We start from the raw sequence: 22006 nt of genomic DNA, 5'->3' as shown, positions 1-22006 counted from the left end.
CATTTTTTGTTTTATGATTGATGAAGTCAAAGAATGAAGTTAAACCTGTTTGGATAGCTGCAAGTGGAGAGAGATACTTTGATACGATGAAATAAAGGAGGATTACGCTAACAATACTTGTAAAAATAACAATAGTAGTTTGTATAAATGCAATTTTATATATTGGAGATTCTATTTGTTCTACTGACTCCGCAACACAGGCAGTATAAACTCCAGAAACTTTTGTACATACAGCAAATCTTTCATTGCCGTCTTTTGATCTGGTATACTCAAAAGGTTCAAGATCTTTCTTGGTTTTCACAAGATTTGCAATTGTGCTAATATCATAACCTTGTTGCAAAAGAGTTTTGTCTGTAGAAACAAATACTTTATTTTCTTCATCAAATACAAAAGTTCTGCCTGGTAAATTTTCAAATTCAGCTTGCAAATCTGCCGCAAGAACATCTACAGCCAAAACTCCTATAAATTTACCATCTTTATAAAGAGGGGTAGAGTATGTAAAACAAGGTAAATTTGTAGTTACATCTATATAAGATGGAGTAATATAAAGCTTATTTTGCTTTACTGCTTCTATATAGTACTCTCTTGTTCTAGCATCATAATTATCAGCTTTTCCATAAGTTCCAAAATCTAAATTTTTAGCATCAGAGTCTGGATCACTTACAACAAGTTCACCGTTTGGCTGAGCAATATAAACTGCTAAAAATCTTCCAGCATCTCTAAAATCCTTTAAATCTTTTCCAATATAACGCATTAAAGCATCTTGGTTATCCAACTGTTCTACAGGATGCTTTAAAATACTTTTAGACAAACTTTCAAGAGCTAAAGAATTTCTTACCTTAAAAGACTCCATAGAATTTTTAGCTGTTTTAACATAGTTTGTTTCAGCTTTTACAACTTCATGAAAAATTGCTTGCTTTACAAACATAAATGTTACAACACCTAAAATTATCAAACACACTATTGCGATTAAATTTGCAATCAATGAAACCTTCAATTTTACGCTTTTCATAATTTAAGCGCTCCTTTCTAATATTATTTTATAGGGATATCTTCATAAAGTTTTAGAATTGTAAATTAAAAACTTTAAATTTTTACTTAAATCTAAAAGTGATTAAATTTTATTTAATAAATATTTAAATTAATTTATATTTATTATTTTTATTTAAATACTGTTTCAAAAATTCTTATGTATTAAGCTTAATATCGTTATAATTTAGAAAAATTTATATTGAAGGAAATATTTTGAAAAAAATTATATTATTTATCTTATCTTTAGGGGTATTTTATACTTTCATACAGGCTAAAAATTTAAAGCAAGAACAAAATACTAGTAGTAATTTAGTTAGTGTTAGTATAGCACCTCAAGCATTTTTTGTTAAAAAAATAGCCGCAGATACTTTAAATGTTAATGTAATTTTACCTCCAAATAGTAATGAACATAATTTTGAATTCAAACCAAGCACTATGAAAAAACTTGAAAAAAGCGATATTTACTTTACTATAGGTTTAGAATTTGAAAAAGTTTTTGTGGATAAATTTAAACAAAATTTCCCAAAACTTGAAATTGCAAATATGCAAAAAAATATAAACTTAATCGAAACTGATGAACACGAACATTCACACAATCACTCGCATAAACATTTTGATCCTCATACTTGGTTAGATCCTATTTTAGTCCAAACCATGGCTTTAAATATTTATGATACCTTGATTCAAAAATACCCACAAAATAAAAATTTATATAAACAAAATTTAGATAAATTTTTAGCAGAATTAGATAGTTTAAATTTACAAATTGCATCAAAATTAGAAAAATTAAAAAATAGAGAATTTGTAGTTTATCATCCTTCTTGGACATATTTTTCAAAACGCTATAATCTTACACAAATTCCTGTAGAAATTTTAGGTAAAGAACCAAAAAGCAAAGATTTACAAAATCTTATTACTCTAGTGAAAAATAAAAACATAAAAGTTATTTTTGTTCAAAATGGATTCCCTGAAAATGCAGCAAAAACACTCGCTAAAGAATGTGATGCAAAAATTTACAAAATAGATCATTTATCTTATGATTGGGAAAATGAGCTTTTAAAAACTGCTGATGCTTTTTCTCATAATTTATAACTAGGTTTTTAATGCTTTTTTTTGAAATTTCTAATCTTAACTATGCTTATGGAAACGAAGCAGTTTTAAAAGATATTAATCTTAGCTATGATAGTAAAGATTTTCTCTCTATCATTGGTCCAAATGGTGCAGGAAAATCAACCCTTATAAAACTTATCTTAGGGCTTTTAAAATCCAAAAATAAAATCTATTTTAAAGCTCTTCAAAGAAAAGAAATAGGCTATGTTCCTCAACACACTCTAGCCAATCCTAACTTTTGTCCAAGAGTACTTGAAATCGTTCTTATGGGACTTGTGAGTAAAAAAATTTTTGGTTTTTATGGCAAAAAAGATAAAGAAAAAGCTATGCAAGCTTTAAAAAGCGTAGGAATGGAAAAATTTTGGAACAAAACGATTGATTCTCTAAGTGGAGGACAAAGACAACGTGTTTTTATCGCAAGAGCCTTAGCTAGTGAATGTAAAATGCTTATTTTAGATGAACCTACCGCAAGCGTTGATAACAAGTCCGCTATACAAATTTTTGAACTTCTAAGTTCCTTACACCAAAAAGGCATGGGAATTTTACTCATTTGTCACGATATCAACCTTGTATTAGCTTATAGCGACAAAATAGCTCATTTAAATAAAGAACTCTTTTTACATACCAATACTAAAGAAAAAGAAAAAAGTTCATTTTTAAAACATTTATACGAAAACCATTCTCATTTTTGTGATGTAGAAATGAGTTTAAATTCTTGTTTTTGTGATGAAGAAAATTGTGATAGTAAAAAACTATGCGAACAAGAATTTACAAGAAGAAATTTGAAAAAAACAGAATTTAAAAAAGAAAATTTTTGTTTAAAATTTTCAAAGGAAAATAATGCTTGAAATTTTAAATTTCACCTTTTTTCAAAACGCTTTACTAGGAGCGATTTTAGTCAGTATAGCCTGTGGAATTATAGGCACTTTAGTAATGATAAATCGCCTTTTTTCTATGGCTGGAGGCATAACACATGGGGCTTTTGGGGGTATAGGTATAGCTTTTTATTTTTCCTTGCCTATTTTATTAAGCACGGGAATATTTACTTTATTTTTGGCTTTTTTAGTAGCTTTTTTAGCTAAACGCTATGAACACAGAAGCGATAGCATTATCGCTGTAATTTGGGCTTTTGGAATGGCTGTTGGGATTATTTTAATCGATTTAAGCCCTAGTTATAACACAGATTTAATGGCTTATCTTTTTGGAAGTATCTTAGCTATAGGAACACAAGATTTATGGCTTATGACTATAGTTGATATAGTAGTAATAATTTTGATAGTTTTATTTTACAGACAGTTTGAAGCTTTAAGTTTTGATGTTGAATTTGCAAAAGTTCGTGGCATTAATACTAGTTTTTTTCATTATCTTTTAATTGCCCTTATGGCTTTTTGTATAGTTATTTCTATACGTCTTGTAGGACTTATTTTAGTTATGGCCTTACTTAGTATCCCAAGCTTTATTGCTGAAAATTTCACTAAAAGACTTGGTTTTATCATGATTTTAGCAAGTTTTTTAAGTATGATTTTTTGTATTTTAGGACTTATACTTAGCTATTATCTTAATCTCTCAAGTGGTGCTTGCATCATAGCTGTAGCTTGTTTTGGTTTTTTAGTGCATTTGATAGGAAAATTTTTAAAAAGGTAGGGGTACAAAAAGCACTTGAGCTTTTATATCTTTTTTAGAATAATGCTTTTCAAATTCAAACCAAAAATGTTTTCCTGCATTAAATACTAAAGGACTTTCGAATTTTTCTTTTAATTTCATTGTTCTACCACACAAAGGATACACAAGCTTAATATCATGAATTTTAAATTTACAAGCATAAGCAAACATTTGATACAAATCACTTTGTGCTATGCCGTGCTTTTTATCTTCATCATTATCTGGAATTTTCCACTTGGTATCTAAAATCATTGTATTTTCTATATATAAATCAGGCTTTAACATAAAACATTTTTCATCGTTTTTTGAAATCAAGTATTTTCCACTGCTTTGAGTTTTGATATTTTTACTTGGATTTGCTTTTTTTAGCATATGGGCTACATAATCTTCAAAAAGCTTTTCCATAGAAAAAAGTAAAGCAAAAGCTTCATTTTTACCATGATATGGCATAAAACTTTCATTTTTTAAGAAAATTTTACACCATAAAAGCAAGTTTTCATAATAATCAAAATGTCTTGAAATTTTATAGCTAAAATCTTTTTCATAATTTTTAGAAAATTCCACCTCATCAAGCATTTGCAAGGACTTTATGAGTCTAAATTTATTTATATTTGTTTTGGATTTTAAGAAATTTAGAGTAGATTTTATTAAACGGTTTGGCGCTATATCTAAAACAAACTCATCACAACTTATAAAAAATTTTTCTTTATGAACTAGATTTTGTTTAATATGCTCACTAAAAAGTAGTTTTCCTTTTAAAAAAGCTCTATTATCCTCACAATTTACATAAGATCTCATTAAACCTTTTTTATACACACTATCAAATTCATCTAAAAACATAGTGATAAACACTTCAAATAAAGGAATTTTAAAACTTTGCAAAGATGAAATTTGCGATTTTTTGAAGGGGGAGTTTTTTAAGGTTTTAGCAAATTGATTAAAAGAATTTTAGGGTTAAATTTAAAATTGTTTGCATAAATTTCATTATCTTTAAAACCTTCGCTTAGATCATACCACTTTTTTAATTTTTCTTTATCGTATGTCGAAAAATCTTTTTCTAACTTGTAACTTTCTAAATTTGTGCATTTTGGTAAAATTTCCAAAACTCTGCTTTTGGTTTGGATAATGCCTACATAATTTTTAGCTTTTAAAGTATTTTTGTTTTTAAAGCCTAAAAAGTTTTCATTATTTTTTTGCAAAGTCTTCTAACTCTTTATAAAACCCTTCGGCCTTTTCCTTGAAAATTTCTTTTAAATCTTCTTTAGAAAAAGCTTGGTGTTCAATGATAGAAAAGGTATTACTCTTTGTCATTTTCATTTTTATCTTGTTTTTCTCCACCATAAATAGCTTGGTATGTTTTTATTTCATCCCACACTGATTTATTATTAAATGGAGTAATATTATAAATATTTTTCTCACTATCAACATCATCTAAATTTTTTATTTTTTGTAAATAGTTATCATCTTTTTCGCCTTTTTCAATCATACCATTATAATTTAAAACAGCATTAATCAAAGCATAATCATTATAAAAATATTCTTGTAAAAATGGGATGATTTTATTCTGAAAAACTTTTTTTAAATTCTCCAAATTTTCAACACCTATGAAAAACGCATGTCCTATGGTTTTTTCTCTATCGAGCAAATATTCTATACGAGTGTTGATAGCTATTAATAACTTTTGCAAATCTACATCTTTATAGTTTAAATTTTTTAATTTTTCGGGATCAGGCATCATCTCAACAAATTCAAAACGTCTTCTTAAAGCTGTATCAAGAGAAGTGATACTTCTATCAGCTGTATTCATAGTACCTATGATATATACATTTTTAGGTACTCCAAATTTTTCACCACTATAAGGCAAAGTTAATTCTAATGCTTCTTCATTTCCTAATCTTTTACTAGGCTCTATCAAAGTTATAAGCTCACCAAAAATCTTACTTACATTACCACGATTGATTTCATCTATAATAAATACAAAAGAAAAATTGATATATTTATAATAAAAATAATCTAAGATAATCTTGTAATTATTTATGATATTATCATCACTATTGATTTTCAACCTTACATATCTATCTATTTCTGCATCTGATAAATTACTATAAGATAAACCAATCTGCTCTATCATTTCTCAAAGATAGTTAATATGGATTTTAAATTTCCAGTAACTAAATTATTTGGTTCTTCAAATTTATATTCTTTATTTTTATATATTATTGATTTTTTTCTCTACAATGATTTAAAAAATTATCCTTAATCTGAACAAAGTTAAATTTCTGTTTTGTATCAAGAGCCCTCTTGCAAAATTCTTTAAAAATTCCATCTTTTATTTCATATTCTATTTCTTTAGAACTAACTTTAGGACTATCTATAATAGGCTTTATACCTTCTACAAATTCTCCATATCCATAACTTTGATGAAAAGTTGTAAAGACTATTTGTCTATTTTTTACATACTCATCAAATTTAGCTTTTTTCTCATCTCTGCCTGTTAAATTTTCACCTAAAATTTCTAAAGCTTTATCTATAGTATGATAAGTCTTTCCTGTCCCTGGAGGTCCATAAAGAATTTGATTTAAAGGTGATTTTGATTGATTATCTTTCATTATTTCTTTACCACCCTTTTTGTTCTGAATTTCGCTCAATGGCAGCTTTTCAAACCATTGCATATTTTCAAAAATTTTATCAACAATCAAATCTATATCGTTATCTAAAATCTTATAGTTATAAGTTTTGTTGTTGTGTTTTTTATTATAATCATCCACTTTTCCTTTTGCAATATAATCAATTTTATTTTTCTTACTTTCCCGATACATATATTGATCTCTCCGCTACTTCTTTCGATTTCGCAATATACATAAACACCCTGAGAAGCTTCGTATTCTGGAGTATCTTTTCTTACAAATATAATATAAGGCTTTTTATAAAATTTTCCTGCTGCATATTTTATACAAGTATTAAAACCATAATTTTTTAAAAAGCTAAACTTTTCTTGATCATTTGCGTAAGATTGTTCTTCTCCATTTTTAGCTTTTCCAAAAAAAATATATTAAATATTCTTTAAATTTATCTTTATATTCTCCAGTTATACCTTTAATACTATTCATAATTTTAACCTTTGTAAATATATTTTTATATTATATTAATAAAGATTTTTATATTTCACTCTAACGTGAAAGATATTTTTTACAGTCTTTAAAAATTTGAAAGGCTTATAAATTTCGCTACTTGTCAATCTAATTTCTTTATATTTTCTCAGTTTAAAACTCTTATGTTTCTTTATATCTTTTATCTAAATCTTTTAAATTTATTACCACTCCACAAAAGTTCTGGCTTTTTTAATATCATTAAAATTTAAGATAATTTTTGCTTGATTTTCTAAATTTTCTAAAGTGATATTTTCATCATCTACAGCAATGATTTTTGCTTCGATTTTTTCTTTTTCATTGGTTGTGATCTTCACAAGTTCACCTATACTTTTTACAAAGTGTTCTATCTTGCTAAGTTTTCTTTCAAGTCCAGGTGAGGATACTTCTAAAAAATACTCTCCATTTACAGGCGTCTCGACATCAAAAAGAGGGGATAAAATTTCACTTAATCTTACACAATCATCAAGATTTACCCCGCCTTCTTTTTGTACATAAATTCTATAAATTTTTTTACCATTTTCACTAACTAGTTCATCATCATAAAAATCAAGTCCCACTTCTTTACATAAGGCCTCAAGATTCATTTTTTTCCTTTTTTATTTTTTCAAATAAAGCGTCCATATGATTTTGATATTCTAATCTATCATCAAATTTAAAATGAAAATTTGGACATCTATACCAACCCTGCTCGCTCATGCAATAATTTTGCAAAGCTCTACTTGCCTTTTTTAAAGAAGATAAAATTTTTTCTTGCTCATGAACATTAAAAAACATTTTATCAAGATACACAAAAGCATCATATCTGCCTTTTTTGCACTCTACATCCACTACACACAAATTTTTCAAATTTTCATCATCTAAATTTGCCAAAGCTTCAGGGATTAACTCTTTTAAGATACTTTCAGTGCGTAGTTTTTTAATCTCACTTGGGTTCATAGACTTGCTTGTTCCTCTACTTCTTTATAACTTTCTATATAATCTCCCACTCTCATATCATCACATCCTTGTATCCCAACACCACACTCATAGCCTTTAGCCACTTCTTTAGCGTCATCTTTAAAGCGTTTAAGTGAGCTTACATTACCTTCAAATACAACAACTCCATCACGAATAAGGCGAATTTTAGCTCCACGATTGATCACTCCTTCAGTTACCATGCAACCTGCAATTTGTCCAATTTTTGGCACATTGATCACTTGCCTAATTTCTGCTTGTCCAAGTTGCTCTTCTGAAATAATAGGACTCATCATACCACCAAGTAAGGCTTTTACATCATCTAAAAGATTATAAATTACATTATAAGTTTTAATCTCCACGCCTTTATCTTTAGCGCGCTCTTTAACCTCACCTGTTGGTCGTATATTAAAGCCTAGCACAATAGAGTTTTCACTCGCACTTGCAAGCTCTATATCACTTTGTGTGATACCCCCTACTCCGCTATGAATGATATTTACTTTAATCTCATCATTTCTAAGTTTTTCTAAACTTGCTTTTAAGGCCTCTAAAGATCCTTGCACATCTGCTTTTAAAATAACAGGCAAGGCTTTTAGATTGCCTTCTTTAATCTTAGCTCCAAGCTCATCAATACTAACTTTGGTTGATTTGCTTAACTCTTTTTGACGATTATATTCGTGGCGTTTATTAGCGTATTCTCTTGCTTCTTTATCTGTTTTTACCGCAATTAAAATTTCACCCGCATCTGCTACTTCGCTAAGTCCTACGATAACTCCGCATTCACCTGGTTTAATTTCTTTTAGAGTTTTACCCTGATCATCAGTTATGGCACGCACTTTTCCATAAGACTCACCCGCTACGACAGTATCTCCAACTTTTAAAGTTCCATTTTGAACGATAATTGTAGCTACTGCACCACGGCCTTTTTGGATAGAACTTTCTATAATACTTGCTTTTGCATAGGCTTTTGGGTTTGATTTAAGTTCTAGAATATCAGCTTGCAAAAGTACAATTTCAAGCAAATCTTCAATCCCCATTCCTGTTTTAGCCGAAACTCCTACAAATTCATAAGATCCGCCCCATTCTACTGGCATGATTTCCATTTCTGCGAGTTGAGTTTTTACCATATCAGGATTTGCACCTTCTTTATCCATTTTATTAATTGCTATAATAATAGGCACATTAGCAGCTTTTGCGTGATTTATAGCCTCTTTAGTTTGAGGTTTTACCCCATCATCTGCTGCTACAACAATAATAACAATATCAGTTATACTAGCCCCTCTTGCACGCATTGCTGTAAAAGCTTCGTGACCTGGAGTATCAATGAAAGTAATTTTACGTCCATTTTTTTCTACCATGTAAGCACCCACATGCTGAGTAATACCCCCTGCTTCACCACTTGCAACGCGTGATTTTCTGATATAATCTAACAAAGAAGTTTTACCATGATCAACATGCCCCATGATAGTAATAACAGGGGCTCTAGTCACTAAATCTTTTTCATTAATCTCTTCCTCATAGTCTTTTACATAATCAAACTCATCAGCCTCATTGATGATATTAATCTCTATGCCAAATTCAGCAGCCAAAATTTCAATCGCATCTTCATCTAAAAAATCATTTTTTGTTGTCATCATTCCAAGCATGAAAAGTTTTGAAATTACTTCACTAGTGCTTTTTCCTATCTTATCAGCAAATTCATACACACGAATTTCTTTAGAAATAGCAACGCTACTTACTTCTTCTACTTCCTTTTTTTCAATCTTTTTAGGTGGTTTTTTACGACTTCTTCTTTGAATTCCACCTTCAAGTCCAAAACCCGCAGAATTTCCAACAGCTTGTCTTATAAAATTAGGTTGTTTTTTATTGATATTTTGTGATTTTTCTTGTTCTTTTACACTAAAATCAGGTAACACTACCTCATCTTCATCATCTAAAGAAATATCGCCAAAATCATGCTCATCTAAAAAATTCATTTTTTCAGTACTTTCTTTTTTACTCGCAACAAAAGATTTTTTTTCTTTTTTCTTTTTCTTTAAACTCTCATCAGCATTTGAAAACATGGTTTTTAAACTTAAGCGCTCTTCATTATTGATAGATATATCATTTGAATTTTTTACTTCTTCTTTTTTAACTTGAATTTCCTCTTCGTCTTTTTTCTTTTTAACAATAACAAGTCCGCGTCTTTTAGCTAAAGTTGCACTAGCAAGACTTTGCGGCTTATGAGCATCAATAATTTCTTGTTTTTCTTCCTCTTTTGCATTTTCTTTTTCAACTTTTACTTCTTCTTTTTTAACTTCTTGCTTAAGTTTTTCTTCTTTTTTAGGTTCTTTTTTTTCAAATTCATTTAGCTTTTCTTGTTCTTTTGTATTTTCTTTTTTAGGCTTTTTTGCCGTAGGAGTTTTGATATTTTTCTTAAAAGCTTCTGGAATTTCTCTTGTTTGTATATACTCATAAATAGCTGCCGCAATCTCAGGTTCTACAGCATTTGATGCTGTTTTAATTCCAAGCCCTAATTCATTTGCCTTTTCAATAATTTCCTTACTATCATAACCTAATTCTTTTGCGATTTCATGAATTCTAATCTTTGCCATTTAAAAATATCTCCTTAAGTCCTTGCTGAGTAATTTTAGTATTTAAATTTTTACATACTTTAGAAAATGCTTTTTGTAAGATTTTATCTTCTTTTTCAATACAGTTGTGACATAAATATCCACTTCTTCCATATTCTGCTTTAGGCATAATATCCCCTAAAACAACTTTAAATCTAAATAACATATTTTGCTCAAAGCGGTTTTTACACACTATGCACATTCTAATTGGTATATGTTTTTTCAAAATTATATCTTTTTTTTATATTTTTTAGCAAATTTCAAAGCCATTATCATCAAATTCTAAATATTGCACACGAAAATCTTTAAATTTTGTTTGCATTTTCTTTGCTAAAACTAAAGCATCATCTTTAAAAGCTAAAGAAAAAAAGCTCGATCCCGAACCTGAAAGTGTGCTCATTAAAGCTTTATTTTCTAAGGCAAATTTTTGTACTTCAAAAAGCTCGGGTAAGTTTTTCATACGATTGATTTCATGGAGCTTGTCTTTGCTTGCAAATTTTAAAAATTCATATTTTTTCTCCAAAAAACAAGCGGTTAAAAATGAAGCATGGGAAAGATTAAAAACTGCATCATTAAAACTTAGATTTTTAGCTAAAGCTTGGCGTGATTGTTCTGTACTCATTGCCAAATTTGGGATTACAATAACAGCGGCTAAATCTTGATCAATCTCTTTTTTAATGCTATAAATCTTATTTTTTTCAACCAAAGAACATACAAAGCCACCAAGAGTAGCTGGAGCGATATTATCTGGATGGTTTTCATAAATTAAAGCTTCATCTAAAATACGTTCTTTTTCTACCTTAAATCCACTCATATAATAAGCACTAGTAATAGCTCCAACAATCACAGCTGAAGAGCTTCCTAACCCTCTTGAAAGAGGAATGTTATTTTGAAAAATAAAACGAAAATTATCTTTTTTTCCGCTTAGTTTTTCATAAATTTCATAAAAAATATTTACAAATATATTGTTTTTTTTAAGAAAAATATTATCACTGCCCTCACCTCTAACACTAATGCTAAAAACACCTGATTTTTGGATTTGAGTTTCATTAAAAAGCTTTAAACTAAGTCCTAAACAATCAAAACCTGGTCCTAAATTTGCACTCGTAGCGGGAACTAAAATTTTCAAATTTCATCCTAAATTGCATCTAAAAAATAAAAGGGAAGATTATCATTATTTAGTTTAAGCTCTTGTAAATTCTTTGGTAAAAAAAACTCTGCTGGGATATTTTGCTCTAAACAAATTTCACCTTCCTTGTATACAAAACAAAAATTTTTATTTGCACTTATGGGTTTATAGCCATTTAATTCAAAAGCACTCACCGCAAATAAAGGAATATTTTTTACCATGCTTAAAGTACTCAAACTTACATAAGAAATTTTAATCCCCATATAAGAACCTGGACCATTGGCATAGATTAAACTTGTAAAATCATATTCTTTAAGCAATTCATCTAAAATTTTTGGTAAAAATTCGCTTACTTTTTCTTCACTTTTATAAGTTTTTATAAGTTTATCATCTTGATAAATTCCGATCATTAAAGGCTTAGATAAGGCATTAAGCAAAAGAGAGGTTTTTATGCAAATACCTTTTCATAAGCTTTTTGAGTTGTTTTTTCAAGACTTATGATTTCATAAGCATCTTTATCTTTTAAAACTTCTTTAGTAAGCAAATGATTTAAATGATGACTCCCAGCATATGAAGTATAATCTCCAAAAACACGATATCCAAGTAAGGTTAAATCTCCAATTGCATCTAAAATTTTATGTCTTACAAACTCATCTTTGAAACGCAAACCTTCAGGATTTAAAATACGATTTTCATCTACCACTATAGTATTTTCCAAACTTCCACCTAATGCTAAATTCATACTCCTAAGAGCTTGAACATCTTTTAAAAAACCAAAAGTTCTAGCCCTTGCTATGTTTTCTATATAATTTTTCTTACTAAATTCAAAATTATAACTTTGTTCACCTATAACAGCATTGTCAAATTTAATCGTATAGTTAATACGAGGCTCTTTGGTAGGAGTTAAACGCACAAATTTATTACCATCTCTTACTTCTATAGGCTTTTTAATTACCATAATTTTTTTAGGCGCATCAAGTTCTTTTACCCCTGCTTCATCAAGCATCATACAAAAACTAATACTCGATCCATCCATAACAGGAGCTTCATTTGCATTTAAAACTATGCGTACATTATCGATTCCATAAGCATTAATCGCACTCATTAAATGCTCTATTGTAGAAATAAACCCTCTTTCATCTCCTAAAACAGTTGCCATTTGAGTATTGATCACATTTTCAGGACTTGCCTTATAGCTTGCATTAAGATCACTTCTAAAAAATACTATACCACTATTTGCTTCTAAAGGCTCTAAAGTAATTTCTATGGGTTCACCCTTATGAAGTCCTATACCTACGCCTTTGACAGTTTTTGCTAAAGTTAATTGTTTCATTAATTTTTTCCTAAAATTATCTTTTTACCATCATTTAAGACATTATAAATATTATTTTCTATCCATTTTTTATCTTGCCATTGTTCAGGACGGGTTTCAACACCTTGAACTAAAACTCCAAAATGCAAATGATCGCCCAAAGCTAAACCACTTGTTCCTGTTTTACCTATAATGCTTTGTTTATTGATTATTTCATCTAAATCAACATTTTTAGAAGAACAGTGCCCATAAAGACTATAAACACCAAAACCATGATAAACAATTAAATTTAAACCATAAATTCCATTTTCAGCAGCAAAAACAACCTTGCCTGCGTTATTACTTATGATAGGAGCTTGTGCTACACTTGCTAAATCAAGCCCCATATGATAAGAATCACTCACAAATTGCCCATTATAAGAATAATACCTATGATCAGCAAAATCCGCTACTTTCATACCATTTTTAAGAGGTAAAAATAAATTCAAATCAAAATTATCAATTTTTTCCTCAGGTACTTTTGAAGTGATTTCATGGATAAGTTCTTCATTGCTATTTCTTAAAGTTTCATTGACAAACTTAAATTTTTCATAACGATTGAGATTATTATCTTTTGGAGCGTATTGATTGGCTAAATTCTCAATCTTTCCATCTAAAAATTTATCCGTTAAATTAATATTTGAAACACGATATTTACGATTAACAAAATAATACCTTATACGTTCTTTTGAAATATTTCCCGCTTTATCCGTAGCGATAACAAATGCGCGAAATTCCTCATCTCTTGCATCCCAAGCAATCAAAGCCGCATAATACCCTTCTTTTACATAAGGTGTAACTTTAAAGATTTTACCTTTATTTGTTTCTATATACACCTTATCTAAATTAGCATCATCGGCCTTAAAAACAACTGCCCCAGCACCGCCTTGCTCGATTTGGTAAGAATTGCTTATGATATTGATTTTTGGAGCCGTATTATCTACTAATACCGCAATTTGTTTTCTTGCTTCATTGCCACTAAAAAAATTCCAAAAACTAGAATCTTTAGCTATCACCTCTAAAACAAAAGATTTTACATTTTCTTTGTAACCAAATTTTGGCAAAGCAACTTGTAAGGTAATATCTTTTAAATTAGAAATCTTTTCATCTGCTATAATCATTGCACTAGTATTGTCGTCTTTATGCAATATAATTTGTACATTTTTGATAAAACTTTCATCATCTTTAACATGCACTAAAATAGGTTTTTTAAGATCAGTATATACAACATCTGGCATTAAAATTTGAGGAGGATTTTTTTCAAAAATACTTAATCTTGAAATAAAAAAAATCAAAATTGCTATTAAAACTAAAATTAAAACAGATAAATAAGTTTTGCCTTTTCTTTTTGCCATAACCTTCCTTAAAAATTTTCAATGTTTTTGTTGTTTTTAGTATAAATTCTATTATATTTTCAGTAAATATCTAGCAAATTTATAAAATTTCTCTTAGAGTATTAGCCTGTTTCATCCATTCTCTTAATTCATCATTTTTGTCTAATTGTATCATTTGTTTACATCTCTCTAATTCTTGTTGAAAAAAATCAATAGAACTTAATAAGTTATCTTTATTTTGTAAAAAAATACTTTCCCACATTTGTGGCGATGATTTGGCAATTCTGCTCATACCTTTAAAAGATCCTCCAGCTAAATGAACAATATTTCTTTTATCCTCTTCTTTCATTACAAAATTTGCCAAAGAAAAACTTATAACATGAGGCAAATGAGAAATAATAGCAGCATGATGATCATGGGCTTTACTATCCATAAAAACAATTTTCATCCCTAAATGAGAAAAAATTTCCACTGCTCGTTTTTGATGCAAGTCATCAGCTATTTCACTATCACAAAGAACACAAACTGCATCTTTATAAAGCTCTTTAAAAGCCGCTTTTGGGCCTGAATTTTCAGTTCCTGTCATAGGATGAGCAAAAAGAGTTTGTTTGATTAAATTCTTAGGCAAACTTTCTATAATTTTTCTTTTTGTACTTCCAAGCTCTATAATTGTTACATTAGAAGGCAAATCAACTAACTTTTGCAAAATTTCTATAATAGCATTAACAGGAGTTGCGACAAAAATCATATCACATAAAGCTAAATCTTTAAATTCTATAAGCTCATGAATAAGACCTAATCGCAGGGCATCTTTTTCATTTTCTTTACTTAAATCCATACCATAAACACAAGAAATAAGCTTATTTTCTTTCAAACAAAGCCCTAAAGATCCACCCATAAGCCCAAGCCCTATAATTGCTATTTTCATACTTTCTACCTTAGTTTTTTTGTTAAATTTTTTTTGCTATTATACAGATTTTAATAAAGCTTTAGGTAAAAAATCAATGAAAAAACATCTTATTAGTATTTGTGCTTTAGTTGCTATAGTCAATGCAGCAACCATTAAAGATATTAAATTTATCGGATTAAACCACTTATCAAATACAAGTGCCATGAATATTACAGGGCTTAAAATAGGCGAGGAAATAAATCCTGCAAAAATCAACACTGCTATTCTTAATCTTTATAAACAAAATTATTTTGAAAATATCGCGGTAGATAATAACAATGGAATTTTAGAAATTATAGTTACTGAAAAACCAACTATAGCAAAGGTTACTATCACAGGTATAGCTTCAAATGATAGAAAACAAATTGAAAGTATTTTAGGGATTAAAAGAGGCACACTACTTGATGAAGGAAGTATAAAAGAAGCTATTGAACGCATTAAAGCTTATTATGAAGCAAAAAGTTATTTTGATACTATTGTAGAATACAAAAAAAAGACTTTAGAAAATACTGATGGACTAGAGCTTGAATTTATAGTAAATCGTGGCGAAAATATTATTATCGATGATGTTCATTTAAGTGGAGCCAAGAAATTTTCATATTCTGATATAGAACCTGCTGTTGTTAACAAAGAAAAAGAATTTATGGGATGGATGTGGGGACGCAATGATGGAAAATTAAAAGTTTTTGAACTTAGTAACGATAGTTCAAGAATTGCTGATGAATATATGAAAAAAGGATATTTAGATGTTCAAGTATCTTCGCCTTATCTTAAAACCTACACAGATACTTATCAAGCAAATTTGACTTATTTTATCAAAGAAGGAAAGCCTTATAAAATTAAAAGTATAAGCATAGAAAATCCTTTATTTGATGATAAGCAAAATGCACAAACCGTAAAAGATTTAAGATCAAGCGCTGGCAAAACTATCAATATCGAAGACATTAGAAAAGATGTTAAAACCATAGAAACACAAAGTGCTGATTTGGGTTATGCGTTTGTAGAAGTCTATCCTGATATTCAAAAAAATGATCAAACTCAAGAAGCCACCGTTGTATTTAAAGTAATCCCTCATGATAAAGTTTATATAAGAAATGTTATTATTTCAGGAAATTCACGTACTGTAGATCGCGTCATACGCCGAGAATTATATATAACAGAAGGTAATTTATACAATAGAACAGACTTAAGCGAGTCAAAAAATGCTTTAAAAAGAACTTCTTATTTTGACGATGTAAATATCAAAGAAGAAAAAGTTGATGATACACATATTGATTTGATTGTTGATGTTAAAGAAGCTTCTACAGGAGCTATTTCTGGAGGCATTGGCTATGGATCAAGCGATGGTATTTTGCTTAATGCTTCATTATCAGATACAAATATCTTTGGTTCAGGAATAAAAAGTTCTGTAAGCGTAGATAAAAGCGATGATACCTTATCAGGAAGGATTAGTCTCATAAATCCACGCGTTCTTGATAGTCAATATAGTCTGGGTGGAACACTTTATTCAAATGACTATGAATGGGATAATTATTCAGAAAAAAATTACGGCTTTGATATAACAGTTGGACGCCAATTTGCAAGATACTATAATGTAAGCTTAACTTATAATCTTGAACAAAGCGATATATATCACTTAAGTCCAACTCTTTTAAGAACAGGATATGAACTTGGCAAAAGTATTAAAAGCTCTATAACTCCAGCAATCACCTTTAACAATACAGATGATTATTATCTGCCACGATCAGGTATCATTGCTTCAACTAGTTTAGAATACGCTGGACTTGGCGGAGATCAAGAATTTATTTCATCAAGCTCTAAATTTAACTTTTATCAAGGTTTGCAAGACTATATAGGATATGATCTTATTTATCGCTATAAAGCGAGTTTTTATAAAGTATGGGATGAAGGCTATTTGCCAATTAATCAAAGAATTTATTTAGGTGGTATTAGATCGATACGCGGTTTTGAAAGCAGAACGGTAAGCCCCAAAAATCAATGGGGAGATGAAGTAGGCGGAACCATAGCTTTTGCCAATTCCGTAGAACTTAGTTTTCCTTTGATTGATAGAATCAAACTTCGTGGTAGCGTGTTTTTTGATTATGGTATGATAGGACGTAAAAATTTAGATGAAATAAAAAGAATGAGTACAGGTATAGGCATTGAATGGATTACACCTATTGGACCTTTACAGCTTGTATTTGCCAAACCTCTTAATGATAAAAAAGGTGATGATACTAATAGTTTTGAATTTAATCTTGGAACACGCTTTTAATGAAAGAATTTTTAGATGCTTGCTTGAATGCAAATTTGCAAATACGCAAGTATCTAAACAATATCCCACAAAATGATCTTAAACTTTGCTCTAAATTAGGCTATGATAAAAATCAAGGCTATGAGCTTGACTTAAAATGTGAACAAATTTTCATAAAATATCTTAGTTGTTTTGGACAAATTTTTTCTGAAGAAAGCGGATTGATCGGAAAAGCTAGCCCAAAACAAATGATTCTTGATCCTTTGGATGGAAGTTCAAATTTTGTTTCTAAAATACCATTTTATGGAACTTCTGTAGCTCTCATGGAAAAAGATCAAGCAAAAAGCGCTTTTGTTTGCAATCTTGTCAGTCAAGAAATTTTTGCTTTTAATAACAATCAAGCTTTTAAATCCAATCTTTCCGATCCAAAATACTCACCCTTAACACCTAATCTATTTTCTAAAATAGGTATAGTTGAAAAAATTTCACTTTATCCAGAGCTTCTCGATTTTTTAACAAAAAATCAATTAAAATTTCGCTCTTTGGGTGCAACAGCCTTAAGTCTCGCTTATGCTTCGTATTTTAGTTTTGTATTAATTCTTGGAAAAACACGAATTTTTGATACAGTAGCTGCTTTAACAATTCATCAAAATTTATATATAGAAAAAAATGAAAATTTCCTTCTCCTAAGCCAAGACAAGAAAATTTTTGATATAATCTTAGAATTTTTAAAAAATAATTAGGTGAATATATGAATTTTGCAGATATTTTTTCAAAAATAAGAAGACAACAACCTAGTATTAAAGAAGCTCCAAATCACTGGGTAAAATGCCAAAGTTGTCATGCTTTGATGTATTATAAAGAAATAGAATCTTGTTTTAATGTTTGTCCTAAATGTAATTATCACATGAGAATTTCAGCTGATGAACGTATTAAACTTTTAAGTGATGAAGGCAGTTTTATTGAGTATGATGCAAATTTAGAAGCTATAGATCCTTTAAAATTTGTTGATAGCAAATCCTATAAAAAACGCCTTAGCGAAGGTGAAAGTAAAACAGGTAGAAAAAGTTCTGTCATCAGTGGAGAATGTGAAATCAATGGTTTAAAAACCCAACTTGTTGTATTTGATTTTTCTTTTATGGGCGGATCTTTAGGTTCTGTTGAAGGAGAAAAAATCGTTAGAGCTATACAAAGAGCCATCACAAGTAAAACCCCTCTTGTCATCGTAAGTGCAAGTGGTGGAGCTAGAATGCAAGAAAGTACTTATTCTTTAATGCAAATGAGCAAAACTAGCGCCGCACTTAAACTTCTTAGCAAAGAAAAACTTCCTTATATTAGCATTTTAACTGATCCTACTATGGGTGGGGTAAGTGCTTCTTTTGCTTGGCTTGGAGATTTAATCATCGCTGAACCTGAAGCTTTAGTAGGTTTTGCTGGTGCAAGAGTTATCAAACAAACCATAGGAGCAGATTTACCTGAAGGCTTTCAAAAAGCAGAGTTCTTGTTAGAACATGGACTTATAGATGCCATAGTTGAAAGAGGAGAACAAAAACAATATCTTAGCGATGTACTAAAATTTTTTAGTGGAAAATAATTTGCAAGTTAATATCTTTTGTATTCAAAAAAGTGATGAATTTAAAACTTGGAGTGAGAAATACTCTAAACTCATCTCCAAATACGCCACTTTAAAAGAAATAAATGTTTTTAATAAAAAAATAGCCTTAGCTCAAAATTTAAATGCCATAGAAGCAAAAAAAAGCTATGAAGAAGCTTTTATGCCTTATAAAAAAGGCTATTGTATCGCTCTTGATGAAAAAGGGAAAGATCTTACAAGTATAGAATTTGCAAAACTCATCCAAGATAAAAATGAATTAAGTTTTTTTATAGGCGGTGCTTATGGTTTAAGAGAAGAATTTAATCAAAGTTTGGATTTTAGACTATCATTAAGCAAACTTACTTTAGCACATCAATTTGTTAAAACCTTACTTTTAGAACAAATTTATCGTGCATTTTGCATCAACAACAATCACCCTTATCACAAATAGAAAGTTTTAAAATGAAAAAAAATGAAATACAAAATTTCAAAAATATTTTAGAAGAAAGAAAAAAAGCCATCTTAGAAAATTTGCAAAGCAATTCGAATGAAATCGAAGCTCTTCACAATAGCGTCCCAAGCGATAGTGTAGATTTTTCTGTCATAGAAACAGGCTCTCAAATTGACTTTGCTATCAGTACCAATCTCAAAGAAGAACTTATAGAAATCGAAGATTCTTTAGATAAAATCAAAAACGGCACTTATGGAATTTGCGAATCTTGCGATGATGAAATCGACTCTCAAAGACTAAAAGTCAAACCTCACGCAAGATATTGTATCACTTGCCGTCAAATTGCAGAACAAGGAAAAAAACATGAAAATTAAACTCTTCTTACTTGCAAGTTTTATTTATATAGCACTTATTTTTGCCTTTGCTTGGCATCTAGAACTAGGAAGCTATACTCTAAATATCAGCACTTATACCTTTGAACTACCTATTATGATATGGCTTGTTATTCCTTTATTTATTTATATGATTTTAGCCGTTTTACACATAGCATTTTATGGATTTTTGCGTTATTTAAAATTTAAGCATTTTTTTAAAGATGCAGCTAAATTTGAAGCTTATACTCAAGATTTACTCCTTGAAAAAGATCTTAAAACCACTTTTCAAACAAAAGAATTTAGAGCTGTAGCACAACTTTTTAAAACCATAAAAACACATGAAAAAATTCCACACTCAAATAAAATCAACGAAATTTTAGATCTTATTGATGGTTTAAATAAAAACGAATTTTTTAACCTTAGCAAATTTAAACTCGAAAATAACAATGTTTTATATTTGCAAAATGAAAAAAATCATCTCAAAAACGATGCAAATTATGCCTATAACAAACTTAAAAACCTTAATGAAATCAAAGATGAATTTGAAGAAATTGCTTTTAACACTCTTATAGAAAAAGCTAGTTATGAGCAAATTAAAAATGTAAAAATCCCTAAAAAGCCTTCTCAAATTCTCACACTTATCAAGCGTTTTAAAGAAGGAAATTTAGAACTTAGTGCAGCAGAATACGAAGTTTTACTTTCACACAACATATTAAGCGAAAAAGACTATCTTAACGCAGCAAAACTAAGTACTAAACTTTTAAATCCTGATGCTATTTTAGGAATTTTTAACAAAATTAAAAATGAAAAAAGCGAAGCTTTAAGAGCGTATTTATATCTTTTAGCTGAATTTGGACTTTTAGATGAGTTAAGAGAGCAAATTCACAATGATGATAAGAAATTTAATAATTTTAAAGCCTTCTTAGCCTTGCGTGAAAAAAATATCAAAATCGATCTAAACCAACTCATACAATGATAGATTTTAGCAAAAAACCCTTGTTTTTAGCCCCTATGGCAGGTTTTTCAGATCTGCCTTTTCGTAATGTAGTAAAAAAATTTGGTGCTGATATTACCATAAGTGAAATGATAAGTTCTAATGCCTTAGTTTATGAAAGTTCTAAAACTTTACATATGCTAGAAAGAGCTGAATTAGAAAATCCCTATATAGTCCAAATTGCAGGTGGAGATAAAGAAGTGTTAAAAAAAGCAGTGCAAATGCTAAATGAAATGGATTTTGTAGATGGGATCGATTTTAATTGCGGTTGCCCTGTAAATAAAGTTGTTAAACAATGTGCTGGCAGTGCTTTGCTAGAAAATTTAGAGCTTTTTAAAAATCTTGTAGGAGTAATTAAAGAAAACAATAAAAAAAGCCTTACAAGTGTGAAATTTCGACTAGGATTTAATGAAAAATATCCTGAAAAAATGGCTAAAATTTGTGAAAGCTTAGGGGTGGATTTTGTAAGCATCCACGGACGCACAAGAAAACAGCTTTATAGCGGAAAAGCCGATTATGAATCCATTGCTAGTGCTAAAGCAAGTGTAAAAATTCCTGTGATTGCAAATGGCGATATTAACGCACAAAACGCTAAAGAAGTTTATAAAATCACAAAATGTGATGGACTCATGATAGGGCGTGCAAGCGTGGGAAATCCTTGGATATTTTATGAAATCAAAAGCGGTAAAAACGTAGATAAAAAACTCAAAAAAGAAATCATACTCACTCATTTTGATGAAATGATAAAACACTACAAAGATCAAGGCGTAAGTATATTTCGCAAGCATTTACACGAGTATTCTAAAGGGCATAAAGACGCTTCAGCCTTTAGAGATGAAGTCAATCGTATCAATGATGCTAAGATAATGCAAGAAAAAATCGAAAGTTTTTTCTAAACCCTAGTCTGCCCTATAAGATTATTAAGTCTATCCGCTATAGAATTAGCAAAAGAATTTATACTTTCACTACTTGCTTTCCAACCATTAGCTTTTGCTTGATGAAATTCTCTATCAAAAGAGATTCCGCTGCCTACGTATACATTTTGCCATTTAAC

The 22006-nt window shown here is 29.5% G+C and carries 20 protein-coding genes and 2 pseudogenes; 10 read left to right on the top strand and 12 right to left on the bottom strand.

What is annotated here, in order from left to right; translation table 11 throughout:
- On the bottom strand, positions 1 to 1012 hold a 1012-nt coding region (locus ACOTU8_RS08385; RefSeq protein WP_422342505.1), incomplete at its 3' end, for a cache domain-containing protein.
- Positions 1013 to 1245: 233 nt separating this feature from the next.
- Between ACOTU8_RS08385 and ACOTU8_RS08380 the strand changes: the two genes are divergently transcribed.
- The 3 genes from ACOTU8_RS08380 to ACOTU8_RS08370 are packed head-to-tail and all read left to right on the top strand — an operon-like array spanning position 1246 to position 3786.
- Positions 1246 to 2124 carry a metal ABC transporter solute-binding protein, Zn/Mn family gene (locus ACOTU8_RS08380; RefSeq protein ID WP_422342504.1) on the top strand — a complete coding sequence of 293 codons (879 nt, stop codon included), beginning with the start codon at positions 1246 to 1248 and terminating at the stop codon, positions 2122 to 2124.
- Between the two features lie 11 nt (positions 2125 to 2135).
- Complete coding sequence (locus ACOTU8_RS08375) at positions 2136 to 2990, top strand: ABC transporter ATP-binding protein (protein WP_422342503.1); 855 nt, start codon at positions 2136 to 2138, stop codon at positions 2988 to 2990.
- Positions 2983 to 3786: a metal ABC transporter permease gene (locus ACOTU8_RS08370; protein ID WP_422342502.1), complete on the top strand. Its 804-nt coding sequence runs from the start codon at positions 2983 to 2985 to the stop codon at positions 3784 to 3786. Before ACOTU8_RS08375 ends, ACOTU8_RS08370 begins: the two co-directional genes overlap by 8 nt.
- Here the strand turns inward: ACOTU8_RS08370 and ACOTU8_RS08365 are convergent.
- The 11 genes and pseudogenes from ACOTU8_RS08365 to ACOTU8_RS08315 all read right to left on the bottom strand — a co-directional run bounded on the left by ACOTU8_RS08365 (position 3775) and on the right by ACOTU8_RS08315 (position 15264).
- A pseudogene (locus ACOTU8_RS08365) lies at positions 3775 to 5115 on the bottom strand (McrC family protein). The gene ACOTU8_RS08370 and the pseudogene ACOTU8_RS08365 overlap by 12 nt on opposite strands.
- A pseudogene (locus ACOTU8_RS08360) lies at positions 5102 to 6914 on the bottom strand (AAA family ATPase). Before ACOTU8_RS08360 ends, ACOTU8_RS08365 begins: the two co-directional pseudogenes overlap by 14 nt.
- A 203-nt stretch (positions 6915 to 7117) precedes the next feature.
- Positions 7118 to 7540, bottom strand: a complete 423-nt coding sequence (gene rimP, locus ACOTU8_RS08355) for a ribosome maturation factor RimP (RefSeq protein ID WP_422342501.1) — start codon at positions 7538 to 7540, stop codon at positions 7118 to 7120.
- Positions 7530 to 7892 carry a 30S ribosome-binding factor RbfA gene (gene rbfA, locus ACOTU8_RS08350; protein WP_422342500.1) on the bottom strand — a complete coding sequence of 121 codons (363 nt, stop codon included), beginning with the start codon at positions 7890 to 7892 and terminating at the stop codon, positions 7530 to 7532. The genes rimP and rbfA overlap by 11 nt, the downstream gene beginning before the upstream one ends.
- Positions 7889 to 10504, bottom strand: a complete 2616-nt coding sequence (gene infB, locus ACOTU8_RS08345; RefSeq protein WP_422342499.1) for a translation initiation factor IF-2 — start codon at positions 10502 to 10504, stop codon at positions 7889 to 7891. Before infB ends, rbfA begins: the two co-directional genes overlap by 4 nt.
- The gene (locus tag ACOTU8_RS08340; RefSeq protein ID WP_422342498.1) at positions 10491 to 10748 is read right to left on the bottom strand and encodes a DUF448 domain-containing protein; all 258 of its coding nucleotides are present in this window, start codon (positions 10746 to 10748) and stop codon (positions 10491 to 10493) included. The genes infB and ACOTU8_RS08340 overlap by 14 nt, the downstream gene beginning before the upstream one ends.
- A gap of 24 nt (positions 10749 to 10772) precedes the next feature.
- Entirely contained in the window at positions 10773 to 11651 is an 879-nt protein-coding gene (gene thrB / locus ACOTU8_RS08335; protein ID WP_422342497.1) for a homoserine kinase, read from the bottom strand.
- Positions 11652 to 11659: 8 nt separating this feature from the next.
- Entirely contained in the window at positions 11660 to 12061 is a 402-nt protein-coding gene (locus ACOTU8_RS08330; protein WP_422342496.1) for a tRNA threonylcarbamoyladenosine biosynthesis protein TsaB, read from the bottom strand.
- A gap of 38 nt (positions 12062 to 12099) precedes the next feature.
- Complete coding sequence (gene lpxC / locus ACOTU8_RS08325; protein WP_412690758.1) at positions 12100 to 12984, bottom strand: UDP-3-O-acyl-N-acetylglucosamine deacetylase; 885 nt, start codon at positions 12982 to 12984, stop codon at positions 12100 to 12102.
- Positions 12984 to 14357, bottom strand: a complete 1374-nt coding sequence (locus tag ACOTU8_RS08320; protein ID WP_422342495.1) for a M23 family metallopeptidase — start codon at positions 14355 to 14357, stop codon at positions 12984 to 12986. The genes lpxC and ACOTU8_RS08320 overlap by 1 nt, the downstream gene beginning before the upstream one ends.
- A 79-nt stretch (positions 14358 to 14436) precedes the next feature.
- Positions 14437 to 15264, bottom strand: a complete 828-nt coding sequence (locus tag ACOTU8_RS08315; protein WP_002860956.1) for a prephenate dehydrogenase — start codon at positions 15262 to 15264, stop codon at positions 14437 to 14439.
- 76 nt (positions 15265 to 15340) lie between these two features.
- Here ACOTU8_RS08315 and bamA point away from each other — a divergent pair, with 76 nt between their 5' ends.
- From bamA to ACOTU8_RS08280, 7 genes are read left to right on the top strand one after another with little or no spacing between them, the layout of a single operon-like run.
- Positions 15341 to 17560, top strand: coding sequence for an outer membrane protein assembly factor BamA (gene bamA / locus ACOTU8_RS08310; protein WP_422342494.1), 2220 nt, complete (start codon positions 15341 to 15343; stop codon positions 17558 to 17560).
- Positions 17560 to 18282, top strand: a complete 723-nt coding sequence (locus ACOTU8_RS08305; protein ID WP_134224972.1) for an inositol monophosphatase family protein — start codon at positions 17560 to 17562, stop codon at positions 18280 to 18282. Before bamA ends, ACOTU8_RS08305 begins: the two co-directional genes overlap by 1 nt.
- 8 nt (positions 18283 to 18290) lie before the next feature.
- Positions 18291 to 19133: an acetyl-CoA carboxylase, carboxyltransferase subunit beta gene (accD, locus tag ACOTU8_RS08300; protein WP_002857277.1), complete on the top strand. Its 843-nt coding sequence runs from the start codon at positions 18291 to 18293 to the stop codon at positions 19131 to 19133.
- A 1-nt stretch (position 19134) separates the two neighbouring features.
- The gene (locus ACOTU8_RS08295; RefSeq protein ID WP_002857335.1) at positions 19135 to 19584 is read left to right on the top strand and encodes a 23S rRNA (pseudouridine(1915)-N(3))-methyltransferase RlmH; all 450 of its coding nucleotides are present in this window, start codon (positions 19135 to 19137) and stop codon (positions 19582 to 19584) included.
- An 11-nt stretch (positions 19585 to 19595) separates the two neighbouring features.
- The gene (dksA, locus tag ACOTU8_RS08290; protein ID WP_002851949.1) at positions 19596 to 19958 is read left to right on the top strand and encodes a molecular chaperone DnaK suppressor DksA; all 363 of its coding nucleotides are present in this window, start codon (positions 19596 to 19598) and stop codon (positions 19956 to 19958) included.
- Complete coding sequence (locus tag ACOTU8_RS08285; protein ID WP_422342493.1) at positions 19948 to 20934, top strand: hypothetical protein; 987 nt, start codon at positions 19948 to 19950, stop codon at positions 20932 to 20934. Before dksA ends, ACOTU8_RS08285 begins: the two co-directional genes overlap by 11 nt.
- Complete coding sequence (locus ACOTU8_RS08280) at positions 20931 to 21848, top strand: tRNA dihydrouridine synthase (protein WP_422342492.1); 918 nt, start codon at positions 20931 to 20933, stop codon at positions 21846 to 21848. The genes ACOTU8_RS08285 and ACOTU8_RS08280 overlap by 4 nt, the downstream gene beginning before the upstream one ends.
- The last annotated feature ends 158 nt before the right edge of the window (positions 21849 to 22006 follow it).

Source organism: Campylobacter jejuni, assembly GCF_049221745.1.
Taxonomy (GTDB): domain Bacteria; phylum Campylobacterota; class Campylobacteria; order Campylobacterales; family Campylobacteraceae; genus Campylobacter_D; species Campylobacter_D jejuni_E.
Note: the sequence above shows the minus strand (reverse complement) of the source record. Positions and strands in the feature narration are given on the sequence as shown.

Excerpts from the sequence above, each read along its gene's own strand:
- ACOTU8_RS08375 (WP_422342503.1), top strand. The coding sequence starts at position 2,136 with ATGCTTTTTTTTGAAATTTCTAATCTTAACTATGCTTATGGAAACGAA.
- ACOTU8_RS08370 (WP_422342502.1), top strand. The coding sequence starts at position 2,983 with ATGCTTGAAATTTTAAATTTCACCTTTTTTCAAAACGCTTTACTAGGA.
- rimP (WP_422342501.1), bottom strand. The coding sequence starts at position 7,540 with ATGAATCTTGAGGCCTTATGTAAAGAAGTGGGACTTGATTTTTATGAT.
- rbfA (WP_422342500.1), bottom strand. The coding sequence starts at position 7,892 with ATGAACCCAAGTGAGATTAAAAAACTACGCACTGAAAGTATCTTAAAA.
- infB (WP_422342499.1), bottom strand. The coding sequence starts at position 10,504 with ATGGCAAAGATTAGAATTCATGAAATCGCAAAAGAATTAGGTTATGAT.
- ACOTU8_RS08330 (WP_422342496.1), bottom strand. The coding sequence starts at position 12,061 with ATGATCGGAATTTATCAAGATGATAAACTTATAAAAACTTATAAAAGT.
- lpxC (WP_412690758.1), bottom strand. The coding sequence starts at position 12,984 with ATGAAACAATTAACTTTAGCAAAAACTGTCAAAGGCGTAGGTATAGGA.
- ACOTU8_RS08320 (WP_422342495.1), bottom strand. The coding sequence starts at position 14,357 with ATGGCAAAAAGAAAAGGCAAAACTTATTTATCTGTTTTAATTTTAGTT.
- ACOTU8_RS08315 (WP_002860956.1), bottom strand. The coding sequence starts at position 15,264 with ATGAAAATAGCAATTATAGGGCTTGGGCTTATGGGTGGATCTTTAGGG.
- bamA (WP_422342494.1), top strand. The coding sequence starts at position 15,341 with ATGAAAAAACATCTTATTAGTATTTGTGCTTTAGTTGCTATAGTCAAT.
- ACOTU8_RS08305 (WP_134224972.1), top strand. The coding sequence starts at position 17,560 with ATGAAAGAATTTTTAGATGCTTGCTTGAATGCAAATTTGCAAATACGC.
- accD (WP_002857277.1), top strand. The coding sequence starts at position 18,291 with ATGAATTTTGCAGATATTTTTTCAAAAATAAGAAGACAACAACCTAGT.
- dksA (WP_002851949.1), top strand. The coding sequence starts at position 19,596 with ATGAAAAAAAATGAAATACAAAATTTCAAAAATATTTTAGAAGAAAGA.
- ACOTU8_RS08285 (WP_422342493.1), top strand. The coding sequence starts at position 19,948 with ATGAAAATTAAACTCTTCTTACTTGCAAGTTTTATTTATATAGCACTT.
- ACOTU8_RS08280 (WP_422342492.1), top strand. The coding sequence starts at position 20,931 with ATGATAGATTTTAGCAAAAAACCCTTGTTTTTAGCCCCTATGGCAGGT.